Source organism: Xanthobacter sp. 126 (assembly GCF_000526175.1).
Taxonomy (GTDB): domain Bacteria; phylum Pseudomonadota; class Alphaproteobacteria; order Rhizobiales; family Xanthobacteraceae; genus Xanthobacter; species Xanthobacter aminoxidans.
Genome location: NZ_JAFO01000001.1, coordinates 239,295 through 261,523, shown reverse-complemented (window position 1 = coordinate 261,523; position 22,229 = coordinate 239,295). Strand labels below are relative to the sequence as shown.

At 67.6% G+C, this 22,229-nt stretch carries 20 protein-coding genes; 2 read left to right on the top strand and 18 right to left on the bottom strand.

The genetic code is table 11. The features are described from left to right. Positions 1–46 precede the first annotated feature (46 nt). The 5 genes from lspA to tesB all read right to left on the bottom strand — a co-directional run bounded on the left by lspA (position 47) and on the right by tesB (position 7,261). Positions 47–577 (bottom strand): signal peptidase II, encoded by a 531-nt coding sequence (gene lspA / locus XAN126_RS0101195; protein WP_024276772.1) that lies wholly within the window; start codon positions 575–577, stop codon positions 47–49. A 105-nt stretch (positions 578–682) separates the two neighbouring features. Beyond that, positions 683–3,862 (bottom strand): isoleucine--tRNA ligase, encoded by a 3,180-nt coding sequence (gene ileS / locus XAN126_RS0101190; RefSeq protein ID WP_024276771.1) that lies wholly within the window; start codon positions 3,860–3,862, stop codon positions 683–685. 329 nt (positions 3,863–4,191) lie between these two features. Continuing rightward, a complete protein-coding gene (locus tag XAN126_RS0101185; protein WP_024276770.1) occupies positions 4,192–5,688 on the bottom strand; it encodes an ammonium transporter in 1,497 nt (498 codons plus the stop codon). Between the two features lie 29 nt (positions 5,689–5,717). After that, a complete protein-coding gene (locus tag XAN126_RS0101180) occupies positions 5,718–6,056 on the bottom strand; it encodes a P-II family nitrogen regulator (protein ID WP_024276769.1) in 339 nt (112 codons plus the stop codon). A 329-nt stretch (positions 6,057–6,385) separates the two neighbouring features. After that, positions 6,386–7,261 carry an acyl-CoA thioesterase II gene (gene tesB / locus XAN126_RS0101175; protein WP_024276768.1) on the bottom strand — a complete coding sequence of 292 codons (876 nt, stop codon included), beginning with the start codon at positions 7,259–7,261 and terminating at the stop codon, positions 6,386–6,388. A gap of 206 nt (positions 7,262–7,467) precedes the next feature. Between tesB and XAN126_RS0101170 the strand changes: the two genes are divergently transcribed. Then, positions 7,468–8,769, top strand: coding sequence for a ubiquinone biosynthesis hydroxylase (locus XAN126_RS0101170; protein WP_024276767.1), 1,302 nt, complete (start codon positions 7,468–7,470; stop codon positions 8,767–8,769). 54 nt (positions 8,770–8,823) lie between these two features. Continuing rightward, positions 8,824–10,701: an ABC-F family ATP-binding cassette domain-containing protein gene (locus XAN126_RS0101165; RefSeq protein ID WP_024276766.1), complete on the top strand. Its 1,878-nt coding sequence runs from the start codon at positions 8,824–8,826 to the stop codon at positions 10,699–10,701. On the opposite strand, the gene XAN126_RS0101160 is transcribed toward XAN126_RS0101165, so the two are convergent. From XAN126_RS0101160 to atpD, 13 genes are all read right to left on the bottom strand, one after another. Next, complete coding sequence (locus XAN126_RS0101160; protein ID WP_024276765.1) at positions 10,670–11,617, bottom strand: LysR substrate-binding domain-containing protein; 948 nt, start codon at positions 11,615–11,617, stop codon at positions 10,670–10,672. The two genes, XAN126_RS0101165 and XAN126_RS0101160, sit on opposite strands and share 32 nt — an antisense overlap. 81 nt (positions 11,618–11,698) lie before the next feature. Beyond that, complete coding sequence (locus XAN126_RS0101155; RefSeq protein ID WP_029876558.1) at positions 11,699–12,772, bottom strand: YeiH family protein; 1,074 nt, start codon at positions 12,770–12,772, stop codon at positions 11,699–11,701. An 87-nt stretch (positions 12,773–12,859) separates the two neighbouring features. Continuing rightward, complete coding sequence (locus XAN126_RS25910) at positions 12,860–13,417, bottom strand: SH3 domain-containing protein (RefSeq protein ID WP_197022944.1); 558 nt, start codon at positions 13,415–13,417, stop codon at positions 12,860–12,862. Positions 13,418–13,502: 85 nt separating this feature from the next. Continuing rightward, on the bottom strand, positions 13,503–14,276 hold the full coding sequence (locus tag XAN126_RS0101145) for a ferredoxin--NADP reductase (protein ID WP_024276763.1): 774 nt from the start codon (positions 14,274–14,276) through the stop codon (positions 13,503–13,505). A gap of 7 nt (positions 14,277–14,283) precedes the next feature. Further along, on the bottom strand, positions 14,284–14,619 hold the full coding sequence (gene fdxA, locus XAN126_RS0101140; protein ID WP_024276762.1) for a ferredoxin FdxA: 336 nt from the start codon (positions 14,617–14,619) through the stop codon (positions 14,284–14,286). Between the two features lie 266 nt (positions 14,620–14,885). Further along, positions 14,886–15,761 carry an ABC transporter ATP-binding protein gene (locus XAN126_RS0101135; protein ID WP_024276761.1) on the bottom strand — a complete coding sequence of 292 codons (876 nt, stop codon included), beginning with the start codon at positions 15,759–15,761 and terminating at the stop codon, positions 14,886–14,888. Positions 15,762–15,768: 7 nt separating this feature from the next. Further along, on the bottom strand, positions 15,769–16,737 hold the full coding sequence (locus XAN126_RS0101130; protein WP_024276760.1) for an ABC transporter permease: 969 nt from the start codon (positions 16,735–16,737) through the stop codon (positions 15,769–15,771). A 5-nt stretch (positions 16,738–16,742) separates the two neighbouring features. Further along, positions 16,743–18,173 carry an ABC transporter substrate-binding protein gene (locus XAN126_RS0101125; protein WP_024276759.1) on the bottom strand — a complete coding sequence of 477 codons (1,431 nt, stop codon included), beginning with the start codon at positions 18,171–18,173 and terminating at the stop codon, positions 16,743–16,745. A gap of 169 nt (positions 18,174–18,342) precedes the next feature. Further along, positions 18,343–19,119, bottom strand: a complete 777-nt coding sequence (locus XAN126_RS0101120; RefSeq protein ID WP_024276758.1) for a Crp/Fnr family transcriptional regulator — start codon at positions 19,117–19,119, stop codon at positions 18,343–18,345. Between the two features lie 80 nt (positions 19,120–19,199). Then, a complete protein-coding gene (locus tag XAN126_RS25905) occupies positions 19,200–19,793 on the bottom strand; it encodes a nucleoside deaminase (RefSeq protein WP_245272191.1) in 594 nt (197 codons plus the stop codon). Positions 19,794–19,961: 168 nt separating this feature from the next. After that, positions 19,962–20,384, bottom strand: coding sequence for a F0F1 ATP synthase subunit epsilon (locus XAN126_RS0101110; protein ID WP_024276756.1), 423 nt, complete (start codon positions 20,382–20,384; stop codon positions 19,962–19,964). 131 nt (positions 20,385–20,515) lie between these two features. Continuing rightward, positions 20,516–20,749: a hypothetical protein gene (locus XAN126_RS0101105; protein WP_024276755.1), complete on the bottom strand. Its 234-nt coding sequence runs from the start codon at positions 20,747–20,749 to the stop codon at positions 20,516–20,518. Between the two features lie 27 nt (positions 20,750–20,776). After that, entirely contained in the window at positions 20,777–22,213 is a 1,437-nt protein-coding gene (gene atpD, locus XAN126_RS0101100) for a F0F1 ATP synthase subunit beta (RefSeq protein ID WP_024276754.1), read from the bottom strand. Between the last annotated feature and the right edge of the window lie 16 nt (positions 22,214–22,229).

Here is a 22,229-nt window from a genome sequence, read left to right as displayed (position 1 = left end):
CACGTCCTCGATGCCATCCTCTGATGCGTTCTCAAAGCGTGCGCGCTCACGGCTCGCGCTCAGCTTCGGACCGGGGCGCCATTGGCGCGGCCGAGGGCGGCGATTTTGAGGCGCCGCCGAGAAATGCATCGTAAAGAAGCAGGCCCACGCCGACAACAACCGCCACATCGGCGAGGTTGAACACGTACCAGCGGTATCCGAAGGCGTGCAGCGACACGAAATCGAACACCGCCCCATAGACCACCCGATCCACCGCATTGCCGATGGCGCCGCCGATGAGCAGGCCCAGCGCGAACGCCTCGAACCGGCTGCGGGCGCGGGCCAGCCACACGGCGAACAGGATGGCCGCCGCCACCTTGATGGCCACCAGCACCCAGCGCCCGGTCTCGCCTTGCGGAAACAGGCCGTAGCTGATGCCGTAATTCCACAGCGCGGCGAAGTCGACGAAGGGCGCGACGGGCTTGATCTGCCCATCCCAGGACGCCGACCAGGCGAGCACGAGGCCCTTGGAGGCCTGATCCGCCACCAGCACAGCGAGAGCGACGAGAAGACCGAAGAAGATGGGACGGCGCTGCAAGGGGCCTCTCTCAGGAATGGCTTCTCTGACCGATGGCCGGACGCGATCCGCCGTTCATAGACGAGGCCGCCCGCCCCGGCAACGCGAGGGCGGGCGGGGTTCGCTTCACTCCGCCGCGGCGCGGGCGGCGTAGAACTCCCGCAGCGCGGCGGCATCGCGCGGCGTGACATCCGGGAATTCCGGGTCGCTGCCCACCGCGGGCGAGACCTTCCATGACCGGGCGCACTTGGTGCCTTCCGCGCGCACGGGAACCACCGCGACGCCGGGCACGTCGGGAAGCCGGAAGGCATCGGCCGGCCCCTCGCCGCGGATCAGCTTCGCATCCGAGGTGATGGCGATCTCGGCGAGGTCGAGGCCGGAGAGGGCCTCGGCCAGCGCATCGTCGCTCACATAGACCTCGGGGGCGGCCTCCAGCGAGGAGCCCATGCGCTTGGCGGCGCGCTCCACCTCCAGCGCGCCCAGCACCACGCGGCGGATGAGGCGCACCTTGCGCCACTGCTCCGCCAGCGCCTCGTCGCGCCACGCAGCGGGCGTCTCGGGGAAACCGAGCAGATGCACCGAGCCCTCCTCATCCCCCGTGCGGGCGATGTAGGCCTCCTCGCAGGTGAAGGCGAGGATGGGCGCGAGCCAGGTGATGAGGCGGTTGAACACCTCGTCGAGCACGGTGAGGCAGGCGCGCCGCGTGACCGAGGAGATGGGGTCGCAATAGAGCGCATCCTTGCGGATGTCGAAATAGAAGGCGCTCAGCTCGATATTCATGAACTGGGTCAGCGCCGCATGCACCTTCTTGTAGTCGAAGGCGCGGTAGGCGGCGCGGATTTCCCCGTCCAGCTCCGCCAAGCGGTGCAGGATGAAGCGCTCCAGCGACGGCATGTCGGCCACCGCCACCTTCTCCTCCGGCCGGTAATGGTGCAACGAGCCGAGCAGCCAGCGGATGGTATTGCGCAGCTTGCGGTAGGTGTCGGCGGTGGTCTTGAGGATTTCCGGGCCGATGCGCAGGTCGTCGGCAAAATCGGCGGCGCACACCCACAGGCGCAGGATGTCGGCGCCGGACTGCTTGATGACGTCCTGCGGCGAGGTGACGTTGCCGAGCGACTTGGACATCTTGCGCCCATCCTCGTCGAGCACGAAGCCGTGGGTCAGCACCACGTCATAAGGCGGACGGCCACGGGTGCCGCAGCTCTCCAGCAGGGAGGAATGGAACCAGCCGCGGTGCTGGTCCGAGCCCTCCAGATACATCACCTTGTCGCGCCCCGCGGGCGGACGTTCCGCCTTCAGGTCGGGGCGGACCTCCAGCGTGAAGGTGTGGGTGGAGCCGGAATCGAACCACACGTCGAGGACGTCATCCACCTTCTGCCAGCCCTCGGCGGCACGTTCGGCGAGGAAGCGGGCGCTGGCGCCCTCCTTGAACCAGGCGTCGGCACCCTCGGCCGCGAAGGCCTCGGCGATGCGGGCGTTGACGGCGGCGTCCTTGAGGATTTCGACCGTGCCGTCGCCGTTGTCCTTCACGAACACGGCGATGGGCACGCCCCAGGCGCGCTGGCGCGAGACCACCCAGTCCGGCCGGTTCTCGATCATGCCGGTGATGCGGTTCTCGCCCGCCGCCGGCACCCATTCCGCCGTCTTGATGCCGGCGAGCGCGCGGGCGCGCAGGGTGTCGGGCTCATTGCCGGCAAGCGTCGCCGGGCGCGGCGCCGCCTTGCCATCCGCCGCGCGGATGTCCTGGTCCATGGCGATGAACCATTGCGGCGTGTTGCGGAAGATCACCGGCTTCTTGGAGCGCCAGGAGTGGGGATACTGATGCTTCACCCGGCCGCGCGCGAGCAGGTTACCGGCCTTGATGAGCGCATCGATGACGGCGCCGTTGGCGTCGCCCTTCTCGCCCTTCTCGGTGATGACGCGCTTGCCCTCGAAGCCGGGGGCCTGGGACGTGTAGAAGGAGTCCTCGTCCACCGTGTAGGGGATCGCCGGATTGATGCCGCGCTCCTCCAGCCAGCGGCGATGCTGGGTCCAGATCTCGAAGTCCTCACGGCCATGACCCGGCGCGGTGTGGACGAAGCCTGTGCCGGCATCGTCGGTCACATGATCGCCGTCGAGGAGAGGGACTTTGAAGTCGTAGCCGAGGGATGCGAGGGGGTGGGCGCAGATGAGCGCGCCGATGACGTTTGAGGCGAGGGGCAAGACGTTGAAGATTTGCCGTTCCTGCCCATTGAGGTCGACAAATACATCCTTTTTCCAGTCCATAGAACGAAGCACTTCGGACAAAAGCGCATCGGCAATGATGATCTTTTGCTCACCGAAACGCTCAGAAAATATGCGGCGTGTCGAAACAAGCTTGCTTTTGTTGGCCGCGTACTCAATTGAGGAAAGCCCAGACCGGTCGACGAAATCCCGTTCCTCGGCCGTTAGATCATTCTCAGTGATCGGAAGCGGGCGAGGGTCGTCGTCGATCAGGGTCGCTAGGACATAATCGATCTTGGACGAGTAAGAGATGGCGCGGTTGCCGGGCAGGGTCCAGGGTGTCGTTGTCCAAATGACGACGCCCGCACCGTTGAGCGGTCCCTCGGACACCACAGGAAATTTCACCCAAACCGTATCGCTCGTAAAATCCTGATACTCCACCTCCGCCTCGGCCAAAGCGGTCTTCTCCACCACCGACCACATGACCGGCTTGGAGCCGCGATAGAGCAGGCCGTTCTCGGCGAACTTCATGATCTCGCGGGCGATCTGCGCCTCGGCCATGAAGGCCATGGTGGTATAGGGATGATCCCAGTCGCCCTCGACGCCGAGGCGCTTGAACTCCTCGCGCTGCTTGACCACCCACTCTTCGGCATAGGCGCGGCATTCCTGGCGGAAGGCGACCATGGCGGCGGGGTCGGAGAAATCGGGCTTCTGCTTGCCCTTCTTGCGGTAGTTCTCTTCCTCGATCTTCCACTCGATGGGAAGGCCGTGGCAGTCCCAGCCGGGCACGTAGTTCGAGTCATAGCCCAGCATCTGCTGGGAGCGCGTCACCACGTCCTTCAGGATCTTGTTGAGCGCGTGGCCGATATGGATGTTGCCGTTGGCATAAGGCGGGCCATCGTGCAGCACGAAGCGGTCGCGGCCGCGGCCCGCCTCACGCAGGCGGCCGTAGAGGCCGGTGCGCGCCCAGCGCTCCAGCAGCTCCGGCTCCTTCTGGGGCAGGCCGCCGCGCATGGGGAAGGCGGTTTCCGGCAGGAACAGGGTCTTGGAATAATCGGGGGCGGACGCCTCGGCGGACGGCTTGGTCTCGGACTTCTCGGTCATGGAACGCTCGGGGGATGAAGGCAGGATCTGGGCGGAGAAATCCCGGCAGCCCCCGCGCGCTCAACCGCGCCGGCGGGGGGCCGGGCCGATAATTCGCGCCGCGAGGGGGCGGCTGCGGCGAGGCGTGGCCCCACGATAATGAGAAAATCCGCTCATGGTGCGGCTTCTATCAGGCGCGGGGGGCCGGGAAAAGCCCGCAGATCGGCCAGCGCCAGCGCCGTCGAGCTGCGGCGGGCAAAGAAAAACCCCGGCACCAACGGTGCCGGGGCTCTTCTTGGTTCCCCTCTTTTAAAGAACCACGGGGCGGCGACGAGGCCGCCCCGCCAGGATCACGAGTGGTACGCGCGCTCGCCGTGCTCGTTGATGTCGAGACCCTCGCGCTCCACGTCCGTGGAGGGACGCAGGCCGACGATGACCGAGATCACGAACAGGATGACGGCGGTACCGACGCCCGACCACACCACGGTCACGCCGACAGCCTTGAGCTGGGCGATGACCTGGGCGGTCATGTCGTAGGCCGCGACCGCACCGGTGGTGTAGTCGTAGATGCCCGTGCCGCCCAGCGAGGGGCTCACCAGGATGCCGGTGGCGATGGCGCCGACGATGCCGCCGATCCCGTGCACGCCGAACACGTCGAGGGCGTCGTCATAGCCCAGGGCGTTCTTCACGGCGGTGCAGAAGATGAAGCAGATCGGCGACACGACGAGGCCGAGGACCAGCGAGCCCATGATGCCGGCGAAGCCCGACGGCGGGGTCACGGCGACGAGGCCGGCGACGATGCCCGAGGCGAGGCCGAGCATGGAGGGCTTACCCTTCACCAGCCACTCCACGAACATCCAGGACATGCCGGCCGCGCAGGTGGCGATGAAGGTGTTCATCATCGCGAGGGCGGTGGTGGCATTGGCCTCGAGGTTGGAGCCGGCGTTGAAGCCGAACCAGCCGACCCACAGCAGGGAGGCGCCGACCATGGTGAGCGTCAGCGAGTGGGGCGAGAGCGCCTCCTTGCCGAAGCCCAGACGCTTGCCGACCATGATGCAGGCCACGAGGCCGGCGATACCGGCATTGATGTGCACCACGGTGCCGCCCGCGAAGTCGATGGCGCCGAGCTGGAAGATGTAGCCCGAGTCCGCGTTCACGGCGTCGAGCGCGGCCTGCGCGGCAGCCTTGGCGGTGCCGTCAGTGGCGGCGGCGAGGGCCTTGGCGGCGGCGTCGATCGCATCCGGGCCGGCCCAGTACCAGACCATGTGGGCGATGGGGAAGTACACGAAGGTGACCCACAGCGGCACGAACAGCACCACGGCGGAGAACTTCATGCGCTCGGCGAAGGCGCCGAAGATGAGGGCCGGGGTGATCATGGCGAAGGTCATCTGGAAGGCGATGTACACCCACTCCGGAATGGCCACGCCCACCGAGAAGGTGGCGGCGAGGGATTCGCCGGTGACGCCGGAAAGGAACGCCTTGGAGAAGCCGCCGACAAAGGGAGAGCCGCCGGTGAAGGCGAGCGAGTAGCCGTAGAGCACCCAGATGAGGCCGACGATGCACACGCTGTAGGCGACCTGCATCAGCACGGAGAGCATGTTCTTGGCGCGCACGAGGCCGCCGTAGAACAGGAACAGGCCGGGCACCGACATCATCAGCACCAGCAGCGCGGACGTGAGCATCCAGGCGACGTCGCCCTTGTTCACGGTGGGGGCGGCGACTGCGGCGGGAACGGCGGTTGCGGCATCAGTCGCAGGCGGCGCCGTCTGGGCCAGTACCGGCGCGGCTACCGCCAGCGCCAGAAGAAGCGCGGGAACCCCCACGCGGGACCACGTCTTGGACGTCATGGATGAATGCTCCGTGAAAGAGATGAGGCTCAAAGGGCGTCGGCGTCGGTCTCGCCGGTGCGGATGCGCACGGCGTGCTCGATCGGGATGACGAAGATCTTGCCGTCGCCGATCTGGCCGGTCTTGGCGGACGCGGTGATCGCCTCCACCACCTTGGAGACCTGGTCGGCGGACACAGCGACCTCGATCTTCAGCTTCGGCAGGAAGCTCACGGCATATTCGGCGCCGCGGTAGATCTCGGTGTGGCCCTTCTGACGCCCGTAGCCCTTGACCTCGGTCACGGTGAGACCGTGCACGCCGATACCGGTGAGGGCGTCGCGCACCTCCTCCAGCTTGAATGGCTTGATGATGGCCATGACGATCTTCATGGATCGGTCCCTGTCCCCTGATGCCGCTGCGCTTCCCGATGAAGCCCGAGCGGTGTTTTTCGCGGCGGCTTCGCCGAGCGGGTCGGGGAGATCCGCGCCGCGGCTGGCAAGCCTGCGGACAGAGGAATCAAGTACCGTGCCAAGAGAGGAGGACTGCGGCGGATGCCGGGAGTCCCGTGCATATTTTTCCGCCACGACGCGCTTTGCAGGGGCTCCGCCGCCTGCTCGCCGCTTTTTGTGCCTATTTTTTAATCTCAACGCCCACGAGAGCGACAGATCTCGTTCGCACTTGCGTGATGACGCATTGCAGCGCGCAAGGCGAGGCCTGCCTACGGGCGCGGCGTGACCGGCCGCATGAGGCCTTCCTGTGCCGCAGAAGCGACCAGAATCCCGTCGCGGGTGAACAGCTCGCCGCGGCAGAATCCCCGCCCGGCCGAGGCGGCGGGGCTCTCCTGGGTGTAGAGCAGCCAATCGTCGGCGCGGAACGGGCGGTGAAACCACAGCGCGTGGTCGAGGCTCGCCACCTGCACGTCCTTGTCGAACACGGACTTGCCGTGGGGCAGAAGCGCCGCCTGCAGCAACGACAGGTCGGATGCATAGGCGAGCACCGCCTGATGAATGGGCAGATCGTCCGGCAGCGGGCCGCGGGCGCGGATCCAGATGCTCGGCCGTGCCCCCGGCGACCCGAGATAGGCCATGTCCAGGCTGGTGGGCTTCACCTCCAGCGGCCGGTGCGCCATCCAGTCGCGACCAGCGGCGCCGGGGAAGCGCGCCAGCAGGCGCTCGCGCCAAACGTCGTCGCCGGGCAGATCCTCGGGCTGGGGCACGTCCGGCATCTGGCTCTGGTGCGTGAAGCCTTCCTCCGGCTTCTGGAACGACACCGACATGCTGAAGATGGCTTCGCCATGCTGGATCGCCACCACCCGGCGGGTGGTGAAGGAGCGGCCGTCGCGGATGCGGTCCACGTCGTAGATGATCGGGACGGTGGGGTCGCCGCCGAGCAGGAAGTAGCCGTGCAGGGAGTGGGTGACGCGCGCCTCCTCCACCGTGCGGCGGGCGGCGACGAGGGCCTGGGCGATCACCTGGCCGCCGAACACCCGCCCCCCGGTGGGCGATACGCTGCGACCCCGGAACAGGTTGATCTCGAGCGGCTCGAGGTCAAGGATGCCGAGGAGCTTCTCCACGTCGGGATTCTGGCCGGTCATTCAGGGGCTCGCCGATGGCTGCGCGCCCTGCGGGCGGCAGCATCAAAGAAGGTGGAACGGGATGCGGGTCGCACGGTTCAGTCGAGGGCAGGACGCCACGCCCACGCCTCGACCGTCAACCCCAAAACGTCAGCCGTCTCCCCTATAGGCGAGCCAATCGCCCCCCGGCAGCGTAGAACGACGAACGATCATCAGGAGTGAAGGTCATGGGCTCCCCGAACGCACCGCTTCCGGAGACCGGCTGGTCCGCAAACCCGGCCGCGGCCGATCGCGCGCCGGAACGGGCACAGGCGGAGCGGGCTGACGTCGCCATCGTCGGCGGGGGCCTCGCGGGCCTGAGCCTCGCCCTCGCCTTGCGCCAGGGCCTCGGCCCGGATGCGGACATCGCCCTTTACGACCCGACCCTCTCGCGCGCCGGGCTGGATGACGGGCGCTGCTCCGCCATCGCCGCCTGCGCCCGGCGCATGCTCACCAGCCTCGGTGTCTGGCACGAGATCGCCGCCAGGGCCGAGCCCATGCGCACCATGGTCGTGACAGACAGCCGCACCAAGGACGTGGCGCGCCCCACCTTCCTCACCTTCGACGGCGATGTGGAGCCGGGCGAGCCCTTCGCCTTCATGGTGCCGAACCTCGATTTGCAGCAGGCGCTGGTGGCAGCCGCCCGTTCCGCCGGCATCGACCTGCGCGAAGAGGCGGTGACATCGTTCCGCAGCGAGGGCGGCGGGGTCGAACTGGCGTCCGCCTCGGGCGTGCCGCTGCGCGCCGGCCTGCTGGTGGCGTGCGACGGCGCGCGTTCGCGCATTCGCGAGATGGCCGGCATTTCCACGGTGTCGTGGGGCTATGGGCAGAGCGGCATCACCTTCGTGGTGGAGCACGAGCGCCCGCACGAAGGTCGCGCCGAGGAGCATTTTCTGCCCGCCGGCCCGTTCGCCATCCTGCCCTTGCCGGGCAACCGCTGTTCGGTGGTGTGGACCGAGCGCACCGCCGACGCGGACCGTCTCCTCGCCCTGCCCTCCGCCATCTTCCAGGAGGAGCTGGAGCAGCGCTTCGGCCATCGCCTGGGCTGGGTGAAGCCGGTGACGAAGCCCCGCGCCTATCCCCTCGGCTTCGCCATGGCGCGCGCTTTCATCGGCGACCGCCTCGCGCTGGTGGGCGATGCCGCCCACGTCATCCATCCCATCGCCGGGCAGGGCCTCAACATGGGCCTGCGCGACGTGGCCGCTCTCGCCGAGGTGGTGACGGACGCGGCGCGGGTCGGCCTCGACTTCGCCTCGCCCACCACGCTGGAGCGCTACCAGCGCTGGCGGCGGTTCGACACCTTGGCCATGGGTGTCGCGACGGATGGTCTCAACCGCCTGTTCTCCAACCATTCCCACGCCCTGCGTGCGATCCGCGACGTGGGCCTCGGGCTGGTGGACCGCCTGCCCCGCCTCAAGGGCCTGTTCATCAAGGATGCCGCCGGCCTCACCGGCGAGGTGCCGAAGCTGCTGCGCGGCGAGACGCTCTGAGGCGGGACGCTTCCCCATCTTGCCCTGCCCGGCCCCGCCTGCGAAAAGCCCGGCATGATCGTTCTCGACGATATTTCCCTGCGCCTTGCCGGGCGCCTGCTCATCGACCACGCCTCCGTCGCCCTCCCCGAGAATGCGCGCGTGGGCGTGGTCGGCCGCAACGGCTCGGGCAAGACCACGCTTTTCAAGGCGCTCATTGGCGAGCTGGAGCTGGAATCCGGCGCCGTCCGCCTGCCCAACCGCACCCGCATCGGCCGCGTGGCGCAGGAGGCTCCGGCCGGGCCGGACAGCCTGATCGACCGCGTGCTCGCCGCCGATACGGAGCGCGCCGCGCTGCTCAAGGAGCGCGAGACCACGCAGGACCCCAACCGCATGGGCGAGATCGAGATGCGGCTTCTCGATATCGGCGCCCATGCGGCGCCGGCGCGGGCGGCCACCATTCTCGCCGGCCTCGGCTTCGACGAGAGCGCGCAGCAGCGGCCCTGCTCGGAATTCTCCGGCGGCTGGCGCATGCGCGTGGCCCTCGCCGCGCTGCTGTTCACCGAGCCGGACCTCCTGCTGCTCGACGAGCCCACCAACTATCTCGATCTGGAAGGCACGTTGTGGCTGCAGGACTACCTCGCGCACTATCCGCGCACGGTGATCCTGATCTCCCATGATCGCGACCTGCTGGACGAGAGCGTCGACCACATCCTCCATCTGACCGGGCAGAAGCTGACCCTCTACAAGGGCGGCTTCTCCTCCTTCGACCGGCAGCGGCGCGAGCGGCTCTTGCTGGATCAGAAGGCGCGCAAGAAGCAGGAGATGCAGCGCGCCCACATGGAATCCTTCGTCGCCCGCTTCCGCGCCAAGGCCACCAAGGCGAAGCAGGCCCAGTCGCGCCTCAAGGCCCTCGCCCGCATGGAGCCCTTGGCCGCGCAGGTGAGCGAGGAGGCGGCGGCCATCTCCATCCGCCATCCGGAAAAGCTGCTCTCCCCGCCCATCGTGGTGCTGGAGAAGGTGGCGGTGGGCTATGTGCCGGGCCGGCCGATCCTGCAAAACCTCAATCTGCGCATCGACGAGGACGACCGCATCGCGCTCCTCGGCCCCAACGGCAACGGCAAGTCCACCTTCGCCAAGCTCCTCGCCGACCGGCTGAAGGAGGAAAGCGGCCGGGTGGTGCGCGCCGACAAGCTGGAAGTCGCCTACCTCGCGCAGCACCAGATCGACGAGCTGATCCCCGGCGACAGCCCCGCCCAGCACGTGCGGCGCCTCATGCCCGACGCGCCCGAGGCGCGGGTGCGGGCGCGCGCGGCGGAGATGGGCTTTTCCGGCGGGGCGGCGGACACCAAGGTGTCCTCCCTCTCCGGTGGCGAGAAGGCGCGCCTGCTGCTGGGGCTCGCCACCTTCCGCGGACCGCATCTGCTCATCCTCGACGAGCCCACCAACCATCTCGACATCGAGGCGCGCGCGGCGCTCATCGAGGCCATCAACGACTTCCCCGGCGCGGTCATCCTCGTCTCCCACGACCGGCACCTGCTGGAAGCTTGCGCGGAGCAGCTGTGGCGCGTCTCGGGCGGCACCGTGAAGGCCTATGACGGCGATCTCGACCAGTACAAGAGTGAGGTTCTCTCCCGCTCCGACGGCGACCGCATGACCGACAAGGGGCGCAAGGACCGCTCCGAGACCAAGGCGGAAGCCGCCCCTGCCCCGCGCCGCATCGCCACCGGCCCGCTCAAGAAGCGCATCCGCGAGCTGGAAGGCGCCGTGGAAAAGCTGACGAAGCAGATCGAGGGACTGGACACGAAGCTCTCCGACGCCGGCCTACATGCCGCCAAGCCCCTGGACGCTGCCCGCTTCGCCAAGGAACGGGCCGAGGCGGCCGAGAAGCTGGCGCAGGCGGAAGAGGAATGGCTGGAGGTCAGCGCCGAGCTCGAGGCCGCGGGCGGCTGACCGGCGGCGCGGCCGGGGCGATCCCCGGCACCGCCTCCGGCTCGCGCACCAGCGCCAGCAGCGCCTGCGCCGCCCGCGAATTGTAGCGGTCGGCATGGCGCAGGGCGTAGAAGCGCCGGGCCGGCAAGGTGAGCGGCAGCTGTTTCAGCGTGCCCATGGCGAGGCCCGAGGCGGTGACGAGATCGGAAATGACGGTCGCGCCCGCCCCGGCAGCGACCGCGCTCACCACGGCCTCGTTGGACGGCAGCTCCAGCACCACCTTCAGCTGGGACGGATCGAGGCCGGAGGCGCGCAGGGCATCCTCGAACACCTGCCGCGTGCCCGAGCCCGGCTCGCGCAGCACGAAGGGCATGTCGAGGAGATCGGCCGGGGTCAGCGCCTTGAACTCGGCGCGCGGATCGTGCGCCGCCACCACCAGCACCAGCCGGTCGCCGGGCACCGCGACCCGCGCCAGCAGCGCTTCCTCCACCTCGCCTTCCACGAAGCCCACGTCCGCCTCGCCCGCCCGCACGGCGGCGGCGACCTGCGCGGTGTTGCCGATCACCACTTCCAGCGCGATGTCGGGATAAAGCTCGTGAAAACGGTTGAGCAGCGGGCCGAGCCAGTAATTGGCGATGGTCTGGCTGGCATGGATGGAGAGCCGGCCGCGCCTGAGGCCGGACAGGTCGGCAAGGATGGTCTCGGCCGCCCCGGCGCGGGCGAGGACCGCTTCCGCTTCGGGGACGAAGACGCGGCCGGCCTCGGTCAGCTCAATGCGGCGTCCGACGCGATGGAAGAGGGCGACTCCGCAGGAGGCTTCAAGAGCCGCCACAGAAGCGCTGACCGCCGACTGGGTCATGTTCAGCATCTCGGCCGCGCGGGTCATGTGGAGCGCGCGGGCGACGGCGACGAAGACCTTCAGTTGCTCCAGCGTCATTCCGCCCGACCGTCCCGCTCTGCTCGGGCGACGCTCGGGCATGAACAAAGGCCCGTGAGCGACGCCCACGGGCCTTTGCTATCACATGAAGGTCTTGATGAGGATAAAGCTCAGCGCCGAGATGAAGAGCCAGGCGGCGGCACCGAGCAGGAGCGGCTTGATGCCCTTCAGCCTCAGCTTGCGCATGTCGGTCTCCAGCCCCATGGCGCCCAGCGCGACGGCGAGGAGGAAGGTGGTGGTGGTGGCCACCGGCATCTTCACCTCCGGCGGCACGTAGCCGCTGGACGCGACCATCACCATGGCGATGAAGCCGAACACGAACCACGGCATGGGCGGGCTGGCATGGCCGGCCGACTTGTCGCCGCGCGCCCGCATCACCGCCGCCGCCCCAAGGCCGATGACGAGCGGCGCCAGCAGCATCACCCGCGACAGCTTCGCCACGGTGCCGAACTCGCCGGCCTGTTGGCCGCCTTGGAAGGCCGCCGCCACCACCTGCGCCACCTCATGGATGGAGGCGCCGGTCCACAGGCCGAAGGCATGGGGGTCGAAGCCGGTGAAGGGCATCAGCGCCGGCATCAGCAGCATGGAGAGCGAGCCGAAGATGGTGACGCAGGCCACCGCATAGGCCACGTCCTCGTCCGAGCCGCGCGTCACCGTGTTGGTGGCGATGACCGCCGAAGCGCCGCAGATGGCGGTGCCGGCGGCGATCAGCTCCGAGAGCTGCCGGTCCACGCCCATGGCGCGGCCGATCCAGCGGGTGACGAAGAAGGTGGCGAACAAGGTGAAGGCGACGATGGAGAAGCCCACCACGCCCACCGAGCGCACCTGCTCGAAGGTGAGCTGCAGGCCCAGCAGCACGATGGCGAAGCGCAGGATGCGCCGGAGCGCGAACTTCACGCCGGGCTTGATGATGGCCGCCGTGCCGAAGATGTTGTGCAGCGCCATGCCGATGACGATGGCGAGGATGAGCGGGCTGACGAGCCCCATGCCCGGCACCTGGCGGATGGCATAGGCCGCCGCCGCGATCACCACTGTATAGGCGAGGCCCGGCAGGATGCCGCCGAAGGCCGTCACGAGTGGGCCGCCAGCGGCGGACGCGGACACCGCGGGCGCGGGGGGAATGAGAGCGGGATCGGTCAGGTGCTTGTCGGTCATGGCAGGGGGTCCTCTTGAGACGAGGATGGCCCCCGGCCATGGATCGATCAAACGAGTTGTTTTTCTACAATTGATCGGTGAATCCGATTATCGGACCACCACGCCGCGCCGCACCACCGTGTTGCCGGCCGGGCCGCGCGTCGCGCCAACGTGGCGGCAGGCACCGTTGTAGCAGCGGGTGGCGCCCACATGCCCGACCGGGCCGCGCGCGTAGGGTCCGTAATAGCGGTTCCACTGACCATACCACGGACGACCCACATAGTGGGTGTTCCAGTAGGACTGGTTGAACGCCACCGCGGCGATGCCGAGGCCCGCCGCGACCGCAGCGGTCATCACCACCGGCGAGGCGCCGGCGGAGGGCACGACCTTGATGTACTGCGCCGCCATCCAGCCGCGCACGTTGCCCAGCGCGACATCGCACCAAGAGTAGTCTGCGAGGCAGCCGTAGGTCGCGAGCGCCGCACCCGCCGGCACAGTGACGACGGTCGGGAAGCTGGTGCTGGGACCGGCCCGCAGGTTCACGTTCGTCACGGCCACCGCCGGCTGGGCCGCCGCGGCGGCTCCGGCGGCGAGAACGCCGGCCAGCATGACGGCCGCTCCGGCCACTGCGCGCAGGCGCGATCCAAGTTCGACACGTATCGACACCAGCATCTCCATCATCGGGATCTGGCGCGACAGCCTAGCTTCGGATCGTTACCGGCCCGTTGCACGATTTTGCAATGTGCAACGCTCAGCGCTCGGCGAAGGCCTTCTCCACCACGTAGGTCTCCGGCCGGTTGCCCGCGCCCTCCACGAAGTCGCGGGTTTCCAGCAGCGCCTTGGTGTCGGCGATCATTTGCGGCGAGCCGCACAGCATCACCCGGTCGTGCTCGGCATCGAGGTCCGGCAGGCCGAGGTCGGCGAACAGCTGGCCGCTCTCCATGAGGTCGGTGACACGGCCGCGATTGCGGAACGGCTCGCGGGTGACGGTGGGATAATGCAGCAGCTGCGCCTGCGCGTATTCGCCAAGGAAATCGTGGGCCTTCAGATCCGCCACCACCTGCTCGCCATAGGCGAGTTCCGCCACCTCGCGGCAGCCGTGGACCAGGATGATGTGCTCGAACCGCTCATAGGCCTCCGGGTCCTTGGCGATGGAGACGAAGGGCGCAAGGCCGGTGCCCGTTGCCAGAAGATACAGGCGCTTGCCCGGCTTGAGATTGTCCAGCAGCAGCGTGCCCGTGGGCCGGCGTCCGACGAGGATGGGATCGCCCGGCTTCAGCATCTGAAGGCGGGAGGTGAGCGGCCCGTCCGGCACCTTGATGGAGAAGAATTCCAGCTGCTCCTCGTGCGGCGCGCAGGCGAGCGAATAGGCGCGCAGCAGCGGCTTCTCGTTCACGTCAAGGCCGATCATGGTGAACTGGCCGCTCTTGAAGCGGAAGGCGCTGTCGCGGGTGGCGGTGAAGGAGAAGAGGCGGTCGGTCCAGTGGCGGACCTCGAGCACGGTCTCGGTGTTCAGGTTGCTCATGGTCGCCTCACGCCTCAGCCGGTGCCGGGGAGAAGGCGCTCTCGAACTTGCCGTCCACGTTCATCCACTGCGCGGCATCCGCCGGCGGCTCTTTCTTCTCGGCGATGTTCGGCCACAGGGCCGCATATTCGGCGTTGAGCGCGATCCACGGCGCGGCCGCCGGATCGCTGTCGGCGGAGATGGCGGCGGCCGGGCATTCCGGCTCGCAGACGCCGCAGTCGATGCACTCGTCGGGCTTGATGACGAGCATGTTCTCGCCCTCATAGAAGCAGTCCACCGGGCAGACGGCGACGCAATCCATGAATTTGCAGCGGATGCACTTGTCGGTGACGACGTAGGCCATGGGGCAGGTCCGGTTGTTGTTCGATCTTTATTTTAGCCGGAGGGTGCCGCGCTCTTGAGGACTAAGGCCTTGCAGGGTCAATTAATTGCGGATTTTTTGAGTACGTGAAGATGTGGAAAGTGCCACGTCAAACGCCGTCGTCCTCCGGCTTGACCGGAGGACCCCTGCCAACGTTGGTCCCTGTCTTACCAAGCCAGAGAGGGTGGAAAGATAGGCCCTCCGGTCAAGCCGGAGGGCGACGGCAACAGGGCAATGGCGCGCCAGCCTCACACCACCTCGGCGAGGTTCGCGCCGTTGAGGTTCACCGCGAGGCCCTTCAGCGCGTCCTCGTTCAGCTCGCCGCCCATGGCCTTCAGGCTTTCCTCGCGGATGAGGGCGCCGAGATCGGCCCGGAGCTGCACGAATTCCGGCGAGAGCTGGAGGGCCGCATCGCGCGGACGCGGCAGGGGCACCGTCACCTCGGCCTTGATGGTGCCTGGGCGGGCGGTCATCACATAGATGCGGTCGGAGAGGAAGATCGCCTCGTCGATGTCGTGGGTGACGAACAGCACCGAGATGCCCAGCCGCTGCCACAGGTTGGTGAGGATCTGCTGCATGATGACCCGCGTCTGCGCATCGAGCGCGCCGAACGGCTCGTCCAGCAGCAGCACCTTCGGCCCGGTGGCGAGCGCCCGGACGATGCCCACGCGCTGCTTCATGCCGCCGGAGAGGCGATCGGGATAATGGTCCTCGAAGGCGGACAGGCCGGCGAGGCCGAGCAGGGTCCGCGCGGCGACCGCGCGCTCGGACTTGCCCATGCCGCGCATCTTGAGGCCGAACTCCACGTTCTCCCGCACCGTCTTCCAGGGGAAGAGCGAATATTGCTGGAAGACCATGCCACGGTCGGCGGACGGCCCCTTCACCGGCTCGCCATCCACCCTGACCGTGCCGGACGTGGGCTTGAGGAAGCCCGCCACCGCATTGAGGAACGTGGACTTGCCGCAGCCCGACGGCCCAATGATGGAAACGAACTCGCCGGGATTCACCACGAGGTCCGCATCGCGCACCGCGATGACGGCACCGTCGATGGTGTCGTAGGCGAGGTTGAAGTCGGAGACCTCGATGAGGCCGGTCCTCGTCGGCGCGGTCGCGGGGATCGCCATGATGGCCTCACTTGGCGCGCGACCAGGGCGTCACGGCCCGGCCCGCGATGCGGATGAGAAACGAGGAGGCGAGGCCGAGCACGCCGATGGTGATCATGCCCAGCGCGATGTCCGGATACTGCACCAGGGAGTAGGCCTCCCATGTGAAATAGCCGATGCCGAACTGGCCGGAGATCATCTCCGCCGCGATCAGCGAGACCCAGGCGACACCCATGCCCACGGTGAGGCCGGTGAAGACCTGCGGCAGCACCGCGGGGAAATAGACCTCGCGGAACGTCGCCCGCTCGGTAGCGCCGAGGCAGCGGGCGGCGCGCACCAGCACCTCGTCCACGTTCGCCATGCCGTGCAGCGTGTTGAGGAGGATGGGGAAGAACGAGCCGAGGAAGGTGATGAAGACGATGCTTTCCTCGTTGGTCGGCCACAGCATGATGGACATGGGCACCCAGGCGATGGCCGGGATGGGCCGCAACACCTCCGAGACGGGAAAGACGAACTCCTTCAGCAGCTGGAAGCGCCCCATCAGCAGGCCCAGCGGCACCGCCACCACGGCGGCCAGCGCGAAGCCGATGAAGATGCGCCGGCAGGAAATGTAGATGTGGTTGAGGAACGCGCCGGTGGAAAACGCCGTGCGGGCGCTCTCCAGCACCTGCTCGGGCGAGGGCACGTTGAGGAACCGCACGTAGAAGGTCATGCGGTTCACCGTCACCACATGCCAGGCGAGGATGAACAGGCCGATGGCCAGCGCCCCGAGCAGCGTGGCGCGAATGGTGTGGGCATTGAGCTTCAGCCAGCGCCGCGCGCGCCCTGCGACGGACCGGTCCGGCGCCGGCGTCGCCGCCACCGCGTCTCGCTCCGGCCGCAGCACGATGTGACCGGGCGCGGCCGACCGATGCACCGCCCCGCCGTCGCCCGCGAGGTGGAACGGGGCGGTGATGGGCGCGGACTTTGCCGCGGACGTCATGGCAATGCTGTTCATGGCGCTCACCCGCGAGCCCCGGACGCGGCCTTCAGCGCATCGGTGAAGGGCAGCACCTTGCCGCCGCCTTTGGCCGCCGCCGCCTCGGCATCGGCCTTCAGCATGAAGGGCTGGATCTCGGTCTTTCCGTCCTTGGTGGAGACGGCATAGAAGGCATCCGTCGCGAACAGCTTGATGCCGCGGGCGGTGTCGAACAGATAGGTCATGTTGATCTTCTTGCCGGCCGCATTCAGGTCGGCGAGCGCCCCGAGGGTGCAGGCGGCGCTGGAATAGGGCTTGATGCCCTCGCCCTCCACCCAGATCTCGCCCGCCTTGCGCGGCTCGGAGATCTTGACCTTGCAGAAGCTGTCGTCGCCGGCGATCTCGTAGTTCGCGAGGCTCTTCAGCTGCGCCTCGTAGTCAAGCCCGAGTTCCTTGTAGGCCTGGCGGACGTAGGTGTCGTTGACCCAGGCCTTGACGTCGAACTCCTTCATCCGTCCCAGCTTCTGGAGCACGGCGGCGTCCTGCGCGGCGTCTTCCACCAGCTGCGGCTTGATGGTGGGGTCCATGGTCATGATCCCGCCCGGGCCGAGGAAGATGTAGACGACTTCCTTGTCGATTCCGGTCCACTTGGCGATCTTCTCGGCGGCTTCCTTCGGGTTCTTGCGGACCCAGTCATTGGCCTCGATCACCGCCTTGATGTAGCCGACCACGACCTCCGGATACTTCTCGGCAAAGTCCGTGCGCACCACCACGCCGTGCCAGGTGGGGGCGTTGGTCTCCACGCCGTCGAAGATCTTTCGGGCGAAGCCCCGGAACGGCAGCAGCTCGGCGAAGGGGACGAAATCGGCGTGGGCGTCGATCTTCTTTTCCTGCAGGTTGGTGGAACCCACCTCGGGCGACTGGCTCACCAGCCGGAAGTAATCGGCCGGCCAGTTCTTGTCCTGCATGGCTTTGAGGATCATGCCGTGGGCCGCCGACCCGAACGGCACGCTCACCACCTTCCCCTTCAGGTCGCTCAGCTCGTAATAGGGCGACTCCTTGTTCACGACCACGCCGTTACCGGAGCCGTAGATGTTGTAGGCACCGACCGCGATGAGCTGGGACTTGGACTGGGGATTGGACTGAAAGGTGTAGCCGTTCACCACCAGCGGATAATCGCCCATGCCCCCGAACTGGAGCTTGTCGGCCATCATGCCGTTGGTGACGGGCGGGCCGGAGGTGAAGTTCTGCCACTCGATGTTGTAGGTCGCGCCGGCATATTTGCCGTCCTTCGGCAGATATTTGTCGAGAAGCTTCAGCTCCTTGATGACGACGCCGGTGGTCACCGTGTTGGTGGTGGTGTCCTGCGTCCCGATGCCGATGTTGATGGTCTCGGCCGCGGCCGGAACAACGGCACAGGAGGTTGCGAGGGCGACGGCAATGCTGCGAAGAACGTTCGGGCGAAACGGGTTCATCAGATCCACCTCTCGGGGCTAAGACGGCTCTCGACGGTGATCTTCAGGCGTCAGGTTCGATCCGTTCAAAGGAAGATGCGGCCGAGGTGTCGATTAGTTGCCTCCTTTGCGGACCCGCCTGATTTTTCATCAAACCGCACATCTCCGGGTCTCCGAACGGCCCCCGGCCTCACCGGTCGCCGCGCATCACGTGGAGCGCGTCCAGGTCGTAGACCACGATCTTGGCCTTCTCCGCTTTCAGAACCCCCTGCTCCTGCAAGCGCTTGAGGCTGATCGTCACCCACTGGCGGGTGGCGCCCACCATGTGTGCAAGATCTGCGTGGGTGAAGGCTGAGCCGATGGCGATGGCGCCCTCTTCCTTCACGCCATAGGTGTCGGCGAGATGGATGAGCAGGTGCGCGAGACGCTCGGTGACGGAGCGGGTGCCCAGCATCTGGGCAAGAGCCGAATAGCATTTGCCCTTGAAGGTGAGCCCCTCGATGAGGCCGATGGCGAAGCCCGGTATCTGGGCGATCAGCCGGCGCAGGGTCTTTCCGGTCAGGTGGACCACCACGCTGTTGGTCGCCGCGACCCCTGACCAGACGTGCTGGCCCTGCCCGAACAGCTCCGGCCCGCCCACGAAATTGCCCGCGCTCCAGTAGGCGAGCGTGATCTCCCGTCCCGACGGAGCGATGTAGAAAACCCGGATGCGACCGCTCTCGATGAGGAAGATGCCATCGTGCGGCGTGCCTTGGGAGAACAGCATCTTCCCGCGATAGACGACGCGTTTCTGCCCCTCCCTCAGCACCTCCTCGCGCTCCTTGGCCGTGAGACGCTGGAACAGCAGCGGCGGCCCGTTGGTCAGCGCGGCATTTTCGGTGAGGAGCAGCGCCTGCGCAGGGTTGGACCCGGCCAGAAGGGGTGAGGCTGCGGGCACTGGTTTGGCGTGCAGGGGGGCAGTCTGCATGCTGGATATCTCCCGTTTGGACGGCTTCCAAGCCGCAAGAAGCATACCAGCATTTCTAATATTAAATCGATCGTATTAATTCAATTCTTGTCGAACAGGGCGAGGGCCTCGGGCGCAAGCACTCCGCCAGTGATCTCCACCTTCAGGAAAGGCGCGGCCTCGGCCATGGTCCGGGCCACATCCAGCGCTGGCATTCCGATTTGCGGCTGCCGGCCATACTTGGCCGCCACCTGCTCCAGCGAGGCGCCGAAGACCACGCGGTGGATCCCGCACCAGAGAATCGCCCCCATGCACATGGGGCACGGCTCGGCGGAGGCGTAGATGGTCGCGCCCTTCAGTTCGTCCGCCGGCCGCGCGGCGAGGAAGCGGCGGATGGCGACCATCTCGGCATGGGCGGTGGGATCGTTCAGCTGCCGGCCGAGATTCGGTCCCCGGGAGAGAATCACCCCGCCCCGCGTGATCACCGCGCCGAACGGGAAGTCGGACTGTGCCGCGAGCGCGATGGCCTCGCGCATCAGCTCTTCATCCTCCGGGCGCGGCGGCCCCAGTACCGCCTCGGCGCGCGACTCGGAAGGGAAGAGCGACAGGACGCTGCCGGCCGCCGCAGCGAGGCTTGCGAGAACGCTCCGCCGGCTCGGGGCATGCGCAATGGCCGGCTGTCGTTCGGTCCGCATCGCGTCTCCGGCGGTCATGGTGTCGCCCCCCTCGGGGAAGCTGAGCACGCCGCACTGGTGAGGACAACCGCGCTCGGGCGCGAGGCCGCGCCAAGCAGAGGTCCGGGCAAAGAAAAGGCCCGGGCTTTTGGCCCGGGCCTTCCCGAAATGTCGCGCTGGTATCGGTGCTCAGTGCGTGGTAGCGCCGGTCCGGTCGCGCTCCAGCGCCTCATAGACCTGCTGGAGGTCGGCGAGGTGACGGGACGCGCGCTGCTTGGCATCGTCGCCGGTGGCGTCGTTCACGTCCTCGCGGGCGTCCTGGATCTGCTGGGCGAGAGCGCCAAGATCCAGCTCCTCCAGCGGCTTCGCCTCTTCGGCGAGAATGGTGAGGCCGGCCGGATTCACTTCGGCGAAGCCGCCGCGGACGAAATAGCGGCGGGCGCCGCCATCGGCCTTGATGGTGAGGATGCCGGGCTTGAGCATGCCGATGAACGGCGCATGGCCGGCCAGCACGCCGAACTCGCCTTCCGCGCCCGGCACGATCACCTCGGTCACGGCGCCGGAAAAGACGAGGCGCTCGGGGGAGACCAGCTCAAAAGGTAAGGTCGCCATCTGTTCAATCTCCGGGTCGTCCCCGCCGGGGGTCCCGCGGGAGCCTGCCGGCTACCCTCGGGAGGATCAGGCCGGCGGAACGGCTCCGCCATGGGTGGGAGCCGGATGGCTCCGTGAAATCTTCGGTCCGATCAGCGGCGGCGCTCGGCGACGAAGCCGACGCCCAGGCCGATGATCGCGCCCACCACGGCCGCAAGCAGGATGTGGCGGGTTTGCTCGGAGGTGAGGCCGCCGCGCGGCCCCTCTCCCTGAACGCGGATGTCGATGCCCGGGAGGCGCAGTTCCGCCACCTGGGGCCGGGTGAGCCAGCCGGTGATGCCACCGGCCAGCAGCCCGAGCACGAGGCAGACGATCTTGATATTCATCGCGATCGCTCCGCCGCCTGCGTCGGATCAGGCCGCCTCGGCGGCCAGCTTCTTGCCCTTCTCGATGGCTTCTTCCATGGAGCCGACCATGTAGAAGGCCTGCTCGGGCAGGTAGTCGTACTTGCCTTCGACGAGGCCCTTGAAGCCGGAGATGGTGTCCTTCAGGTCCACGAGCTTGCCCGGGGAGCCGGTGAACACTTCCGCGACGTGGAAGGGCTGGGAGAGGAAGCGCTCGATCTTGCGGGCGCGGGCCACGGTGAGCTTATCCTCTTCGGAGAGCTCGTCCATGCCCAGGATCGCGATGATGTCCTGCAGCGCCTTGTAGCGCTGGAGGGTCTGCTGCACCTGGCGCGCCACGTTGTAGTGCTCCTCGCCGATGACCAGCGGGGAGAGGATGCGCGAGGTGGAGTCCAGCGGGTCCACCGCCGGATAGATGCCCTTCTCGGCGATGGAGCGCGAGAGCACGGTCGTCGCGTCGAGATGGGCGAAGGAGGCGGCGGGCGCCGGGTCGGTCAGGTCGTCGGCGGGCACGTAGATGGCCTGCACCGAGGTGATCGAACCCTTGGTGGTGGTGGTGATGCGCTCCTGCAGGGCGCCCATGTCGGTGGCCAGCGTCGGCTGGTAGCCCACCGCCGAGGGAATGCGGCCGAGCAGCGCCGACACTTCCGAGCCGGCCTGGGTGAAGCGGAAGATGTTGTCCACGAAGAACAGCACGTCCTGGCCCTGGTCGCGGAAGTGCTCGGCGACGGTGAGGCCGGTGAGCGCGACGCGGGCGCGGGCGCCCGGAGGCTCGTTCATCTGGCCGTACACGAGGGCGCACTTGGAACCGGCGGCCGAGCCGTTGTGCTCGTGGGGATCCACGTTCACCTTGGACTCGATCATCTCGTGATAGAGATCGTTGCCCTCACGGGTGCGCTCACCGACGCCGGCGAACACGGAGTAGCCGCCGTGCGCCTTCGCGATGTTGTTGATGAGCTCCATGATGAGCACGGTCTTGCCCACGCCGGCGCCGCCGAACAGGCCGATCTTGCCGCCCTTGGAGTAAGGCGCGAGCAGGTCCACCACCTTGATGCCGGTGACGAGGATTTCCGCTTCCGTGGACTGGTCCGCGTAGGACGGGGCCGGCTGGTGGATGGCGCGCTTGCCGTCGCCGATCACCGGGCCGAGTTCGTCCACCGGCTCGCCAATCACGTTCATGATGCGGCCGAGGGTGGCTTCGCCCACAGGCACCTGGATCGGGGCGCCGGTGTCGGCCACGGGCTGGCCGCGCACGAGGCCCTCGGTGGCGTCCATCGCAATGGCGCGGATGGTGTTCTCGCCGAGATGCTGGGCGACTTCGAGCACCAGGCGGTTGCCATGGTTGGTGGTCTCGAGCGCGTTCAGGATTTCCGGCAGGTGGCCGTCGAACTGCACGTCGACAACGGCGCCGATGACTTGGGTAATGCGTCCGGTGGGGTTCGCCATGTTCGTCGTCCTTTGT